The 13,957-nt window shown below is 73.8% G+C and carries 11 protein-coding genes; 7 read left to right on the plus strand and 4 right to left on the minus strand.

Annotated features, from left to right (window positions below):
- Window positions 1-2: 2 nt before the first annotated feature.
- Both ACIP9H_RS15170 and ACIP9H_RS15175 read right to left on the minus strand, forming a co-directional pair.
- On the minus strand, window positions 3-1,259 hold the full coding sequence (locus ACIP9H_RS15170) for an MFS transporter (RefSeq protein ID WP_401959356.1): 1,257 nt from the start codon (window positions 1,257-1,259) through the stop codon (window positions 3-5).
- Window positions 1,260-1,284: 25 nt separating this feature from the next.
- Window positions 1,285-1,923 (minus strand): HD domain-containing protein, encoded by a 639-nt coding sequence (locus tag ACIP9H_RS15175; protein ID WP_401580384.1) that lies wholly within the window; start codon window positions 1,921-1,923, stop codon window positions 1,285-1,287.
- 150 nt (window positions 1,924-2,073) lie between these two features.
- Here ACIP9H_RS15175 and ACIP9H_RS15180 point away from each other — a divergent pair, with 150 nt between their 5' ends.
- The 3 genes from ACIP9H_RS15180 to ACIP9H_RS15190 all read left to right on the plus strand — a co-directional run bounded on the left by ACIP9H_RS15180 (window position 2,074) and on the right by ACIP9H_RS15190 (window position 5,012).
- The gene (locus ACIP9H_RS15180) at window positions 2,074-3,042 is read left to right on the plus strand and encodes a GlxA family transcriptional regulator (protein ID WP_401580386.1); all 969 of its coding nucleotides are present in this window, start codon (window positions 2,074-2,076) and stop codon (window positions 3,040-3,042) included.
- Between the two features lie 49 nt (window positions 3,043-3,091).
- Entirely contained in the window at window positions 3,092-4,378 is a 1,287-nt protein-coding gene (locus ACIP9H_RS15185; protein WP_401959359.1) for an MFS transporter, read from the plus strand.
- A gap of 79 nt (window positions 4,379-4,457) precedes the next feature.
- Window positions 4,458-5,012: a hypothetical protein gene (locus ACIP9H_RS15190; RefSeq protein ID WP_401580389.1), complete on the plus strand. Its 555-nt coding sequence runs from the start codon at window positions 4,458-4,460 to the stop codon at window positions 5,010-5,012.
- Here ACIP9H_RS15190 and ACIP9H_RS15195 read toward each other — a convergent pair.
- On the minus strand, window positions 4,975-6,180 hold the full coding sequence (locus tag ACIP9H_RS15195) for a helix-turn-helix transcriptional regulator (RefSeq protein WP_401580390.1): 1,206 nt from the start codon (window positions 6,178-6,180) through the stop codon (window positions 4,975-4,977). The genes ACIP9H_RS15190 and ACIP9H_RS15195 overlap by 38 nt on opposite strands.
- A gap of 296 nt (window positions 6,181-6,476) precedes the next feature.
- On the opposite strand from ACIP9H_RS15195, the gene ACIP9H_RS15200 reads away from it, so the two are divergent.
- From ACIP9H_RS15200 to ACIP9H_RS15215, 4 genes are all read left to right on the plus strand, one after another.
- Window positions 6,477-7,193, plus strand: coding sequence for a DUF2470 domain-containing protein (locus ACIP9H_RS15200; protein ID WP_401580392.1), 717 nt, complete (start codon window positions 6,477-6,479; stop codon window positions 7,191-7,193).
- Between the two features lie 75 nt (window positions 7,194-7,268).
- The gene (locus ACIP9H_RS15205; protein WP_401580393.1) at window positions 7,269-8,162 is read left to right on the plus strand and encodes a sigma-70 family RNA polymerase sigma factor; all 894 of its coding nucleotides are present in this window, start codon (window positions 7,269-7,271) and stop codon (window positions 8,160-8,162) included.
- 37 nt (window positions 8,163-8,199) lie between these two features.
- A complete protein-coding gene (locus ACIP9H_RS15210) occupies window positions 8,200-8,829 on the plus strand; it encodes an alpha-ketoglutarate-dependent dioxygenase AlkB (RefSeq protein WP_401580395.1) in 630 nt (209 codons plus the stop codon).
- Between the two features lie 203 nt (window positions 8,830-9,032).
- Window positions 9,033-9,890 (plus strand): serine hydrolase, encoded by an 858-nt coding sequence (locus tag ACIP9H_RS15215; protein WP_401580396.1) that lies wholly within the window; start codon window positions 9,033-9,035, stop codon window positions 9,888-9,890.
- 69 nt (window positions 9,891-9,959) lie between these two features.
- Here the strand turns inward: ACIP9H_RS15215 and ACIP9H_RS15220 are convergent, their stop codons facing one another.
- On the minus strand, window positions 9,960-13,706 hold the full coding sequence (locus ACIP9H_RS15220; RefSeq protein ID WP_401580398.1) for a S8 family serine peptidase: 3,747 nt from the start codon (window positions 13,704-13,706) through the stop codon (window positions 9,960-9,962).
- Between the last annotated feature and the right edge of the window lie 251 nt (window positions 13,707-13,957).

Consider the following 13,957-nt stretch of genomic DNA (forward strand, 5'->3'; position numbering starts at 1 on the left):
GGTCAGTGGATGTTCGCTGTGGCGGAGTCGGCTGTCGCGGGTGTCCCGGCTGTCCCGGCCGAGTCGGCGTCCCGTGCGTGGGCGAGGGCGACGGCGGACAGCACGCCGACGAACCCGATGAAGGCAAAGCTCGTGGTCCTCAGTCCCCAGGCGGGTGCCAGGAGTCCGGCCGCGAGCGCCGGAAGGCTCAGGGCCGCGTAACTGACGACGTAGACGGCCGAGAACACCTGCGAGCGCGAGTCCGCGGTGGTGACCGCCCCGATCGCGCGCAGGTTCCCGTGGAACGTCATCCCCGATCCCAGGCCGGCGAGGACTGCACCGCACGCGAAGCCGGCCGCCGACGACGCGGCGACCGCCGCCGCCAGGCCCGCCGCCCCGAGGACCAGGAGGACCGCTCCCAGCAGCGTCGCCGACCGGGCCGTGCGGCGCAGCGACCACACGCCCCCCACCGCACCGGCCAGGAACAGCGCCGCGATGTCGAGGCCGCCCGCGGCGCCCCAGGTCACGTGCAGGACGCCGGTCACCAGGGACGGGGTCAGCGCGAGGAACAGCCCCGTCACCGCCCATCCCGCGACGAGGGCGGGCACGGCGGCCAGGAACCGGGGCCGGGCCGCCGGGGGGACGCGCGGGCCGAGGCGCCGGGCGGCCGTCGGGGCGGCGCCCGGCGCGGCCGTCTCGGGGATCAGCAGGACCAGTCCCGCCAGGACGAGGAAGGCGGCGGTGAGGGTGGCGAAGACGTACGTGTCGGGGTGGGCGACGTGGCTCACCAGCAGCCCGACCGCCGCGGCGCCGGCGGCCAGCCCGGCGTTCGTGCCGACCGACGTCACCGTGGTCCCCGCGTGCGGGCGTCCCGCGGGCGAGAACTCGACCAGCCCCGCGGCCAGGCCGCTCGTGGCCGTTCCCGTGGCGACGCCCTGCACCACCCGGGCGGCGACCAGGGACGGGGCGCCGTTCGCCGTCCAGAAGAGGGCGGTGCCGACCGCCGCCAGCAGGAGCGCGGCGAGCAGGACCGGGCGGCGTCCGAGGCGGTCGCCCAGGGGTCCCACGGTCAGCAGGGCGGCGAGCAGTCCCGCGACGTACACGGCGAAGACGACCGTCACCATGGTGACCGAGAGTCCCCAGCGCTCCCGGTACAGCGGATAGAACGGCGAGGGCGCGCTCGCGGTCGCCATCATCACCACGGTGGCGACCGCCAACACGGTGAAGCCGGCCTGCCGTCCCGGACGGCGGCGGTCGCGGACCGAAGCCGGCGGTGTCATCGGATGTCCTCCGGTTTCCCCGACGTCAATTCGGCCAGGGCGCGTCGGCGATGCGCTCGACCATCGAGGTGCGGTGGAATCCCGGGACAAAGCGTTCGAGGATGTCCGCATTGATTGTCCCGTAAGTGGTGTCCGGGCGGTTCTTGAGTCCGTCGACGAATGCCTGGAGGAATCCCTTCTTGAATTCTCCGCGCGGATGGGCGGCGACGATCTCGTCCACCTGGCCGGCGTCCAGCCTGTCCAGTCCCCAGCCGAGCACGTCGGTCAGGACGCCGTAGTTCATGGCGGCCGTCACCGGGCCCATCCGGCTGGGGATCCCGGGCGTCGTGTGCAGCGCGATCGCCGTCCAGACGACCTCGACGGCACTGTGCGGGAACCCGCGGTCGAGCAGGAACTTGCGGGCGTGGTCGGCACCGTCGAGCTCGAAGCGCTGCTCCGCGTCGGAGAACGGCGTCGCGAGCCCCGTGTCGTGGAACATCGAGGAAATGAAGAGCAGCTCCGGATCGGGCCGGAGACCGAGATCGCGCGCATGGAGGGAGGCGAAGAGGAAAACGCGATGGGAATGGTGGACGATGAGGGGGCCGGCCGTTTCCTGGAGGAATGCGGTGGCCTCCGCGACTGCCGCGGTATCGGGTGTTTCGACGGCTGCGATGGTGTCGGTCATGGTGCACGCGCTTTCGGTGAGACAGTGGAGACGCTGAGAAGTGGGCAGTGCCTCTGTTCTCCACGATGCCTAGCGCCCGGCTCCGCCGCCGCCTCGGTCCGGCCAGGAACCACTCGAATACCGACATCACCACCACCGAGGAGTAGGACTGTGAGCTCCGGGACGCACCGGGTCGCGATCCTCGTCTACGACGGGGTCGCGCTGCTGGACGTGGCCGGGCCGGCGGAGGTGTTCGGCGAGGCGAACCGGCTGGGCGCGGACTACCGGATCGTGCTGCTGTCGACGACCGGGACCGACGTCGCCTCGTCGATCGGCATCCGGATCGCCGTCGACGGCGGCCCCGCCGCGGAGCCGGACCCGGACACGTTCATGATGCCGGGCGGGATCGTCTATCCCAGGACGCCCATTACGCCGGACCTGGTCGAGGCCGCGAAGGAATTGGCGGGCCGGGCCGGGCGGGTCGCGTCGGTCTGCTCGGGGGCGTTCGTCCTGGGCGCCGGCGGGCTGCTGGACGGCAAGCGGGCGACGACCCACTGGAAGGTCGCGCGTGAACTCGCCGCCCGGCACCCGAGGGTCAGCGTCGATCCCGACGCCATCTACGTGCGCGACGGCAGCACGTACACCTCGGCGGGCGTCACCGCGGGGATCGACCTCGCGCTGGCCCTCGTCGAGGAGGACCACGGGCCGGAGCTGAGCCGGAAGGTGGCCCGCGCCCTGGTGGTCTACCTGCAACGGGCGGGCGGCCAGTCGCAGTTCTCGGCGCCCCTGGAGGGCCCGCCGCCCCGGTCCCCGGCCCTGCGGAGCATCGTCGACCTGGTGACGGCCGATCCCGCGGGGAACCACTCCCTCGGTGAACTCGCCGGGCACCTCAACCTCAGCCCCCGCCATCTCACCCGGCTGTTCCGGACGGAGCTGGCCACCACCCCGGCCCGCTACGTCGAGGCGATCCGGTTCGACATCGCGAAGAACCTGCTCGACCAGGGGCACTCCGCGACGCAGGCCGCGCTGCTGGCCGGGTTCCCGAGTTACGAGAGTCTCCGCCGGGTCTTCGCACGGGAGTTGTCCATCAGCCCCGCCGCGTACCAGCGCCGCTTCAGCAGCGCCCGGCGCGGCCGGTAGGACCGGCGGGCCGCCGCAGGGGCCGCGGCAGGCCGTAGGCTCACCCGCCGTGGCTTCACGGGACGAGCAATCGACTTATGCACGACGGGACTTCGGCCGCCTGTGGGCCGCCTATGCCGTGAGCGCGGCGGGCAGCGCGGTCGGTTCCGGTGCGCTGCCGCTGGTCGCGGTGGTGGCCCTGGACGCCCCGGCGTCCCAGGTCTCCCTGCTCGCCGCACTGTCCGCGGTCGTGGCGGCCGCGGTCACCCTGCCGCTGGGGGTACGGATCGAGCACCGGCGGAAACGCCCGGTCATGATCGCGGCGGATCTGCTGCGGTTCGCCGCGCTGCTCAGCGTTCCGGTCGCGGCGGCCCTCGGTGTCCTCACCTTCGCCCAGTTGTGCGCGGTCGGCGTCGTGCAGGCGACGGCAGCGATCGCCTTCGGCGCGGCGAGCACCGCGCACCTCAAAGGGCTCGTCGCGCCCGAGGACCGGCTCCGGGCGGCCGCGCGGCTGGAGACGACCAGCTGGCTCAGCCTGAGCGTGGGGCCGCCGGTCGGCGGGCTGCTGGTCGGCGTCTTCGGGGCGACGGTGTCGATGGGCGTCGACGCGGTCTCCTTCCTCCTGTCCGCGCTGGGGGTCGGCCGGATCCGGCGCCCGGAGCCGGAGCCCCCGGTGCCTGCGGCGGCTCCGGGGCGGACACGCGAACTCCTGGCCGGCTGGCGGTACATCGCCGCGCATCCGGGCCTGCGTCCGCTCTTCTGGAACGCACTGCTCTTCAGCGGGGCCGTCATGATGAGCAGTCCGCTGCTGGCCGTCCTGATGCTCGGGGAGCTGCATTTCACACCGTGGCAGTACGGGCTGTCGCTCGGACTGCCGTGCCTCGGCGGGATTCTGGGGTCCCGCCTGACCGCCCCGGTCTCGCGCCGGCTCGGCGCACACCGGCTCCTGCTGCTGTTCGGCGTGGTGCGGACGCCCTGGCTCGTGCTGCTCGCGTGGGTGCCGCCCGGGTCCGCGGGCCTGGCCGTGCTCGTCGCGGCCGACACCTGCCTGCTGACGGCCGCCGGCGTCTTCAACCCCTCGTTCGCCGCCTACCGCATGTCGGCGACGGACGACCACCTCATGGTGCGCGTGGTCACGGCGTGGTCGGTCGGCACCCGGACCGCCCAGCCGCTGGGGCTGGCGATCGGCGCAACCGCCGCCGCCCTGGCCGGAGTCCGCTTCGCCGTCCTCCTCGCCGGCGTGCTCTGCCTCGGCAGCGCCCTGCTCCTGCCCTGGCGCGCCTTCCGGTCCCCCGGCGCCGGCCCGGCCGCGGCCGGGCCGCGCGGGCAGGAGACGGCGAAGTCCGCCGGGGCCTGAACGGGACACGGTCGTGCCGCATCCTGGAACCGCACCCCGCGGCGACGGGGGTGGGTTCGGGGGCGGGGAGGGGCGGGGCGTGGACGAGCAGGTCGTGGCGGCGGCGGTGTCGGGGCTGGTGGCCTTGGTGGTGGGCGCCGGGACGGGGTTGCTGACGTGGGCGCAGATCAGGCGCGAGCGGCAGAAGTGGCGGACGGACCTCAAGACCGCGTGGGCGCTGGAGGTGCACAGGGCCCGTCTCGCGGCGTACCCGCGGGCGTTCGAGGTGCTGCGGGCGCTGTCGACGCTCGACGGCGCGGTGGCGCCCGAGGCGGCCGGCGAGGTCGCACGTGAACTCAACGACTGGCTGTACTCGGCGGGCGGGCTGTGTGCCGACCGGACGACACGCGGCGCGCTGCTCGGGCTGCGGGCGGGCTGCGACGCGTGGCGGCGGACCGGGGAGCGGCCCCATGACCTCTACCGGTGGCGGGATCTGACGATGGTGTACCTGCGCCGGGACCTCGACGTCCGGGGTCTGGAGTCGTACGACTTCACCCCGGGCGCGACCCTGCTGCGCACCTTGGAGGAGGAGTTGGCGCCCCCGCCCCGGCGGTGGTTCAGGAGGCGTCGTTCCGCATCCGGCCGTCCGTGGTGAGCGGGGGCGCGGGCAGGCGCGGGAGGTAGCAGCGCCGGAAGAGGTCGCCGGTGAACTCTCGGCGGCTGCGGACGCCGGCCTTGTCGAAGACTTTGCGCAGGTGGTCCTGGACGGTGTACTCGGCGATGCGGAGGGCGTCGGCGACGTCCGCCGTCGAACGGCCGAGCAGGACGTGCTGGGCGACCTCGCGTTCGCGCGGGGTCAGTCCGTAGGCGTCGAGCACGATGGCGGTGAGTTCGCCCGGGTGGCTGGGGGCGAGGCTGACGTAGGTGAGCACGGCGTCCGAGCCGGTGGACTCGGGCGTGTCGGGGGCCGGTTCGCGCCAGGCGCTGAGCGTGATCCAGTGGCCCGTGCGGGTCAGGGCGCGGGACTGGACGTGCGCGCCGGGGCCCGCCGCGCGGGCCTTGCTGAGCAGCGCGGTGAGGGTGAGCGGGTACGGGCGGGCGGCGGCGGGGTGGGACTCCTGGACGAGCGCGAGCCAGCGTTCCGCGGTGGCGGTGCGCAGCCGGAGCCCCTGGTCGTCGTCGAAGGCGAGCAGTCCCGCGGCGTCCGGTACGTCCCCCCGGTCGATGCCGGACAGCAGCAGTGAGCGGCGCAGCGCCTGCGTGGCTGGGGTGCTGAACGAGTCGGCCAGCGCGACGTCGGCGGCCGTGAAGGGCGCCGAACCGGGGGCCCGGCACAGGACGAACAGCCCCCAGGTGCGCGTGCCGTGGCGGAGCAGGACGCGCAGTTCGTCGGCGAGGCCGGTGGGGCGCAGGATGTCGCGGTAGTAGACGCTCTCGTCGAGCCGTCCGGCCATGGACCGGCTGAGCAGGCTCGCGCTGCCCGGACGGCGTGTCAGCGCGCGCAGGTGGTCGACGCCGGTCTGCTCCGTGTGCTCGATCTCGAAGAGCCGCGGCATCACCGCCTGGGGGAAGCCCTCTTCGTGGCGGCCGCCGGTGTCGAGGAGGGTCGCCGGGTCGAGCATGACGGCGCACCACACGTCCGCCCCGACCACGCCGAGCAGTGTGTCGGCGGCGGTGCGCAGAACGTCCAGGGCGCCGGGGTGTTCGGCTCCGCGCAGCCGGCGGGCGAGGTCGTCGGCGAGGGCGGCGCGTGCGGCGGGGCTGGGCCGGTCCGTACGGGGGCGGGGACGTGAACCCGGGCCGGGGCGGGGAGCGGTGGTCACGTCAGCAGGCTAGGCGCACCCCCAGACATCTGGGATGGGATTGGCACAAATGCCCGCGTAGCCTGATGTCCCGTTCACGGCCGCGCGAGGGGGGCGCTCCGGCGCCGCGCGGCGGACGGACGGGGTACGGGGGCACGGGGGAACACGGGGGTACGGGGGCACGGGCGCCGCAGCGGGCGCCCGTGCCCGTACGGAGTCACCAGGGAAGCGAGGCACGCAGGGGCTGCGCCTGCGGGCGATCCGGATGTAGGTTAGGTTAGGCAAACCTAAGCTGACCTTCGTGAGTGGAGATCCGGATGCGCAGCATGTTCCACACCGCCCTCGCCGCGCCCCTGGCACCGTCCAGCGCCGAGCGCATCCGGTCGGTCCTCGCCTCGGCGCACTCGATGACCGTGGTCACCGCCGACGGCCGCGCGGAGGTCTCCCGGCTCACCGCCGCCGACCTGGCCGGCCACCTCCATCTGCACCCCCTGGACACGGCCCTCCCCCGCCCCGAATCGGTGCCCGCCGCGCTGGAGTTCACCGATGTCGCCCCCACCCCGGTCCGCGAACGGGTGCGCGCCCGGGTCACGGTGACCGGCCGGCTGGCCGCGCCCTACCGCGCCGACGCGGCCGACAGCCAGTGCATGGAGTTCGCCCAGGCCGTCCTGGAGACCGGGGACGGGCGGAGCACGGTCGAGCTGGAGGAGCTGGTCGCGGTGGCCGCCGACCCGCTGGCCACGTGCGAGGCGGGCATGCTCACGCATCTGCTCGACGACCACACCGAGCTCGTGCCGCTGCTGATGCGCCTGGTGCGGCCGCTGCCCGCGCCCGGGGCGCAGCGTGTGCTCCCCCTGGCCGTCGACCGGTACGGGATCACCCTGCGCATCGAGTACCCCCGCGTCCACCGCGACGTCCGGCTGCCGTTCACGTCGCCGCTGGACAGCGCCGACCAGGCCGGGGGCCGTATCCAGGCGCTGCTCAGCGGGGCGCGCCGCTCCTCCCACCTCGGCCGCCTGATGCCGGGGTGGTGAGCCGCCCCGCGCTGTCACATCGGCCTGCTTGGCTTCGTCATGGCCCCGACGGGAGACGACGAGGGAAGGTCACCGATGGACGACGAGGAGTTCCTGGCCCGGCGCTTCGAGGAGAACCGGCCGCACCTGCGGGCGGTGGCCTACCGCATGCTGGGCTCGCTGAGCGAGGCGGACGACGCCGTGCAGGAGGGATGGCTGCGGCTCAGCCGCACCAGGGCGGACGGCATCGCCAACCTGGGCGGCTGGCTGACCACGGTCGTCGGCCGGGTGTGCCTGGACATGCTGCGCGCGCGGACCTCGCGGGGCGAGCAGCCGCTGGAGGTCCGGGTGCCCGATCCGGTGGTGGCCCCGCAGGACGGCCCGGGGGACCCCGAGCACGAGGCGCTGCTCGCGGACTCGGTGGGGCTGGCGCTGCTCGTGGTGCTGGAGACGCTGACGCCGGCCGAGCGGCTGGCGTTCGTGCTGCACGACATGTTCGCGGTGCCGTTCGAGGAGATCGCGCCGATGGTGGGGCGCACCCCGGCCGCCGCCCGCCAGCTGGCCAGCCGGGCGCGGCGCCGGGTGCGGGGCCGGGCCCCGGCGCCCGATGCGGACCTGGCACGGCAGCGCGAGGTGGTCGGCGCCTTCATGGCGGCGTCCCGGGCGGGGGACTTCGAGGCGCTGGTGGGGCTGCTCCATCCGGACGTGGTGCTGCGGGCGGACACCGGGGCGGGTGCGTCCGGGCTGTCGCCGACGGCACGCGGGGCGCGCACGGTGGCCGGGCGGGCGATGCTGTTCCGGCGTTTCGCGGCGCACACACGCCTTGCCCTGGTCAACGGCGCGTACGGCATCGTCACGGCGCCGGAGGGGCGGCTGACGGCGGTCATGAGCCTGACGGTCAGCGGGGGGCGGATCGTGGAGATCGACATCCTGGCCGACCCCGCGCGCCTGGCGGCACTGGAGCGGTCCGGCCTCGCCACGTTCGATTAATAGCCCACATGTTCGAATGGGGAGTTACGCTGGATCCATGACCGCACCGCTGCAGGGCTCGCTCTTCGACCAGACCGACGACATCCGTCTCGGCCCGCTGGACGGCGTGCGGCGGACGGTCCTGGGCGCCGGCGCCTGGATCGACCTGCTGCCCGGCTGGCTCCAGGGGGCCGACGCCCTCTTCGAGGACCTGGCCGGCTCCGTCCCGTGGAAGGCCGAGCGGCGGCAGATGTACGAGCGCGAGGTCGACGTCCCGCGCCTGCTCTGCCACTACGCGGAGGGCGCGCCGCTGCCGCACGCCGTCCTCGGCGAGGCCCGGGACGCCCTCGATACGCACTACGCCCGCGAACTCGGGGAGTCCTTCGTCACAGCCGGGCTCTGCTACTACCGCGACGGACGCGACAGCGTCGCCTGGCACGGCGACCGCACGGGACGGTCGGCGACCCACGACACGATGGTCGCGATCCTGTCCGTCGGCGACCCCCGCGATCTCGCGCTCCGTCCGCGCGGCGGCGGTGCGGCGGCGCTGCGGCTGCCGCTCGGGCACGGCGATCTGGTCGTCATGGGCGGTTCGTGCCAGCGCACTTGGGAGCACGCGGTACCCAAGAGCGTGCGCGCGGTGGGCCCGCGGATCAGCATCCAGTTCCGGCCGCGCGGCGTGCGCTAGTCCGCGCGCCGGACCTCTCCCCCGGCCCCGGCAGGCCCGTACGGGCTCGCGCCGGGGCCCTGTCGTGACGGCTCCGAAGAGGCCGCCGGAGTCCCCGCCCGCGGGGCCCGGCGTAGCCGATGTCACATCCCGCTCCGTACATCAGTGCGCCCACACTGGTCAGCCGAACCGGCCGTCGGCTACCAGGAAATGGGCGGGCACAAATGGGACATATACGAATATCCCGGCGCTTCTGGGCCGCTTCGGTCGTCGCCGGCCTGGCGGTTCCCGCGGTCGTGGCGGCCGGAGCCGGCAACGCCGTCGCCGCGACCCCCCAGCCGGTCTGCGTCTCGGGGAAGCCCGGGCTGGCGGCGAAGCTCCAGCGGGACATCGCGGCGTCCCTCAAGGGCAGGACCGCCCTCACCGCGCTGTCCCTGCACGACCGCACGACGAACACCGTGTGCACGCTCCGGGCGGACCAGGCGTTCGACTCCGCCAGCACCGTCAAGGTCACCGTCCTGGCGGCGCTGCTGCGGGACGCCACGCAGCACGGCCGCTACCTCACCGCGCGGGAGACCGGTCTCGCGTCGAAGATGATCACGCAGTCGGACAACGACGCGACGAGCACGCTGTGGAAGCAACTCGGCCCGGACAAGATCAAGGGCTTCCTGTCCGCGGCCGGGATGACCCGGACCGTGCCCGGCGCGGGCGGCTACTGGGGCCTGACCCAGATCACGGCCGGCGACGAGCAGAAGCTGCTGGACCTGGTCACGGCGCACAACCGCGTGCTCAACGACAACGCGCGCGCCTACACCCTCAAGCTGATGGGCAAGGTCATCGCCTCGCAGCGCTGGGGCACCCCGGCGGGAGCGCCCGCCACTGCCGTGGTCCACGTCAAGAACGGCTGGCTCCCCCGCGCCACGCACGGCTGGCGGGTGCACAGCCTCGGCGCCTTCACCGGCGGCGGCCACGACTACAGCCTCGCGGTGCTCACCCACGACAACGCGACCATGGCCTCCGGCGTCGCCACCGTCGAGGCGGTGGCCCGCGCGGTCCACAAGGACCTCAGCCCCGCGGGCTGACAGCCGTACGGACCGCGGGCCCCTGCCCGCACGACGGCGGACAGGGGCCCATTGGCCTTGCCTGCGGCCCTACTTGAGGCCGAAGGCGCGGACGACGGTCTGGCTGACGGTGTTGCCCGCGGCGTCCTTCGCGGTCGCCCGCACACTCGCGAACCGGGCCGTGCGCGGCGCGTTCAGCTGCGCCGTCCAGGCCGTGCCCCGGTGGCACAGCGTGGTCCGGTGCCAGGTGGCGCCGTCGTCGTAGGAGACGTCCAGCGTCACCGTGCGGATCGCGCCCGCGCCGGTCGCGCCCGCCAGGTGCGACGGGGTGACGGACAGCGCGGTCCGCCGCCCGGCCCGGCCGGACAGGTCGGTCGCCACCGCGTAGTCCAGCTGGATGAGCGGCAGCGGCGAGAGGACCGTGTAGTCCGTGGTGCCGGAGGTGAATCCCCAGTCGGTGCGGGTGCGGGTGGAGTACGGCCGGCCCGGCAGGTCGCGCTTGCCCTCCACCACCAGGCGGTAGGGCAGCGGTTCCGCAGGCAGGCCCTCGACGGCGAAGATCCCCTCGTTGACCGTCTCGCCCAGCAGTTGGTCGCCCTGGTACAGCGAGACCTTCGAGGTGTCCCCGTCGGCCCAGACGACACCGGCGTGGCCGCCGGAGTCACCCCAGGCGCTGATCGACGACGGGCTGATGATGTCGCCGACCCGGAAGGGGGACGTGCGGGTGGAGTCGTTGAGGAGCCGCGGGCGCGCGACGGGGGCGAACCAGGTCTCCCGGTACGTGCCGCGCGCCTTGTACGAGCGCGGCGTGCCGCCCAGACCGAGGTCCCTCACCGCCGCGCTGGAGACCCACGCGGCACCGGGACCCGCGGTGACCCATGAGGTGAGCGTCCCCTGAGCCGCGACCGCTGCCGGCCGGCTGCCCATCGGCCTGCCGGTGTCCACGGCCAGGTCGTCGCGGAGTGCGACCGCCTCGCCCTGCTTGGTGTCGCGGAACGACTCGTCGATCCGGGCGAGTTCGCCCGGCCCCGGCCGGTACGTCAGCGTCCGCGGGATCGCGCCGCCGTAGTGCCGGACCAGGTCGTACAGGTAGCGCGGGTGCGGGTGCGAGACGACCTTCAGCGTTCCCGTCCCGGCCCGGCCGAGCCGGCCGCGCAGGCGGACGCTGTCGTCGGTGCCGAGCGAGGCCACCGGCAGCGGGGCCGCGTCGGGCAGGTCGGCCCACGGGTCCAGCTTCCCGTAGCCGTCGTTGAGGATCAGCAGCAGCTTCGCGCCGGCCTTCGCCGCAGCTGCGGCCTGGTCGGGGGCGGACACCGCGTCGCTGCGGCGGACGACCGCCACCTGACCGCGGACCTTGGCCTTGGCGAACTCCGCGGCCGAGCCGTCCCCGGCCCACACCGCCCGGTACGTGCCGCTGCCCTCGGGCAGCACGGGCGACATGCTCTGCAGGGTCACGGCGTCGTAGCTCTGGGAGCCGGACGAGAACGTCAGCGGCGGCTGGATCTGCCGCCAGCGGGTGGCGAAGGTGTACGAGCCGTGCGTCACCTTGGACGTCGGGGCCGCCCAGAGGCTGTCGTACCGCCAGTACTCCGGCATGTAGCTGTCCATGAACGGGAACAGGTCGCCGTACGACCGGTACTGGTCGACCCGCAGGAAGCTGTTGGCGGTCGGCTGCGGGGTGATCGCCGCGGCCTTGCGGAGGTCCGCGGCGTCGAAGCGCAGCGAGCGGTCCGTGCTCAGGTCGACCTGCGGCGCGGAGAACAGCCCGAACCCGAGCGTGTGCGTGCCGTCGATGCCGGGGACGTCGGCGTACATCCAGGCCGCGTAGTCGCTGGGGACCAGGCTGAGGTCCAGGGTGCCGGAGGAGCCGACGGTGTAGACCTTGGGGATGGTGTTGCGGTCGACGTCCTTCAGCACGAGGGTGCCGGGCAGGCCGCGGCCCTTGCGGTCCTTCGCGGTGACCGACAGCTTGACGCGCCGGCCCTCCTTGTTCACACCGACCGGCGTCCGGGCGCGGACCGCGCCGTCGGGGCCGGTCGCGGTGAGCTGGCTGGTGTAGGCGGCGTTGTCGGCGGCCAGGTCGAGGTGGGTGATGACGCCGACGGTGGCGGTGCCGTGCGCGGGCACGGTCAGGCGGCTGTCGGTGAGGGTGAACAGCCCGGCGGGGATGTTGTCCGCGATCAGGCCCAGGTCCAAAGTGATCGGCTCGGCCGCGCTGTTGGTGTACGTGACGTCCTTGCGGACCGTCTGGCCGGGCGTGTACGGGTAGCGGACCTGGGCGAACGCGGCGCCGGAGGCGACCACGGTGGCCTTCACGGCCGCGGCGATGTCGAGCCGGCCGCTGCCGCCCTGGTAGGGGCTGAACCGCCGGGTGCTCGCGGTGGTGCTGACCAGCGCCTCCTTGAGCTGCTGACCGCTCCAGTCCGGGTGCTTCGCCGCCAGCAGGGCGGCGGCGCCCGCGACATGGGGCGTCGCCATGGAGGTGCCGCTCATCGTCTGGTACGCGCCCTCGCCCTCCGGGGCGTACTGCGAGCGGGCCGCGAGGATGTCGACACCGGGGGCGGTCAGGTCGGGCTTGACGGCGTTGTCGCCGACGCGCGGGCCGCGGCTGGAGAACTCCGCCAGCTGGTCCACTCCCTTGCCGGGGCCGTTGACCGCGCCGACGGTGAGCGCGGCGTCCGCCGCGCCCGGCGCGCCGATCGAGTACGGCTCCGGGCCGGAGTTGCCCGCGGCGATGACGAACAGCGCCCCGGTCTCCGCGCTGAGCTTGTTCACGGCCTGGCTGAGCGGGTCGGTGCCGTCGGTGGGGGCACCGCCCAGGCTCATGCTGACGATTTTCGCGTGCTGGTCGCGGGCCGCCCACTCCATGCCGGCCAGGATCCAGGAGTCCTGGCCGCTGCCGTCGTTGTCCAGGACCTTGCCGATGTGCAGCGAGGCGCCCGGGGCGACACCCTTCTCCTTGCCGTCGGACGCGGCGCCGGTGCCCGCGACCGTCGAGGCGACGTGCGTGCCGTGGCCGTGCCGGTCGGTGACGTCCTGGCCCGGCACGAAGCTCTGCGAGGCGGCGATCCGCCCCGCGAAGTCCGGGTGCGCGGCGTCGATGCCGGTGTCCAGGACGGCGACGTCCACACCCTGTCCGGTGTCGCCGCCCGCCCAGACCTCCGGCGCGCCGATCTGCGCGGTGGTGTCGGACAGCGTCGCCTTGGCCTTGCCGTCCAGCCACACCTTGGCGATCCCGCCCGCCAGCCGCCCGGAGGGCTGCCCGCCCGGCGCGGTCTTGGCGGCGGCACCGGTGAGGGAGGACCAGAAGTCCGTCGCCCGCGCGTGCTCGGCCGACATCGCGGCGCCCTGGATGCTGCTGAGCGTCAGTGTCTTCCGCGCGCCGTCCGGGGTCTGCGCGCTGCGGGCGCGGGCGGCGGCGTCGGTGTACGTGACGATCAGCGGCAGCCGGTCGCTGTGGCCGTCGTCGTAGCCGTCCCTGAGCAGTTCGCTGACGTTGAACAGCTGCTCGTCCAGCGCGCCCGACGCGATCCAGGGCAGCGCCGCGTCCGGGTAGACGTAGGTGTCGGGGCCGACCGACATGACGTGGGCGCCGCCCGGCCTGCCCTGCGCGTCGGACACGGTCGCGGTGGTGCCGCCGTCGGCGACGGTCACCGCGACCTTGTCACCGGTGATCAGCGTGACGGTGCCCGAGGTGCCGGGACGTGCGGAGGGCTGGGGGGCGGGGGCGGGAGGCGTGCGCGTCTCGGCCGACGCGGCAGGCCCGATGGCGGTCAGCGCCACGAGGGCGGCGACCGCGACAGTCAGCCCGCGTCTGGGGGACGGAGGTATACGCAAGGGGAACCTCAAGAGGCTAGGCGTGCGAAAGATGTGCGTAGTCAGCCACCCTTTTGCCTCGCTGTAAAGAAGAGGTCATGTCCCTTGAGTGCCAATGTCCGCACCTGGACAGACGGCCGTTCCCCCACGGCAATTCCCCGGCTTTGTTACAAACATATTGACGCGTATTGATGCTCCGTCAATTGAGCGCAGCAAAGGGCTTGTTGTGCGACGCACTGCGCTGAGCTGCGGTGACGCGGGCTGCGGCCGCC

It is taken from the genome of Streptomyces sp. NPDC088732, from assembly GCF_044751205.1.
GTDB lineage: Bacteria > Actinomycetota > Actinomycetes > Streptomycetales > Streptomycetaceae > Actinacidiphila.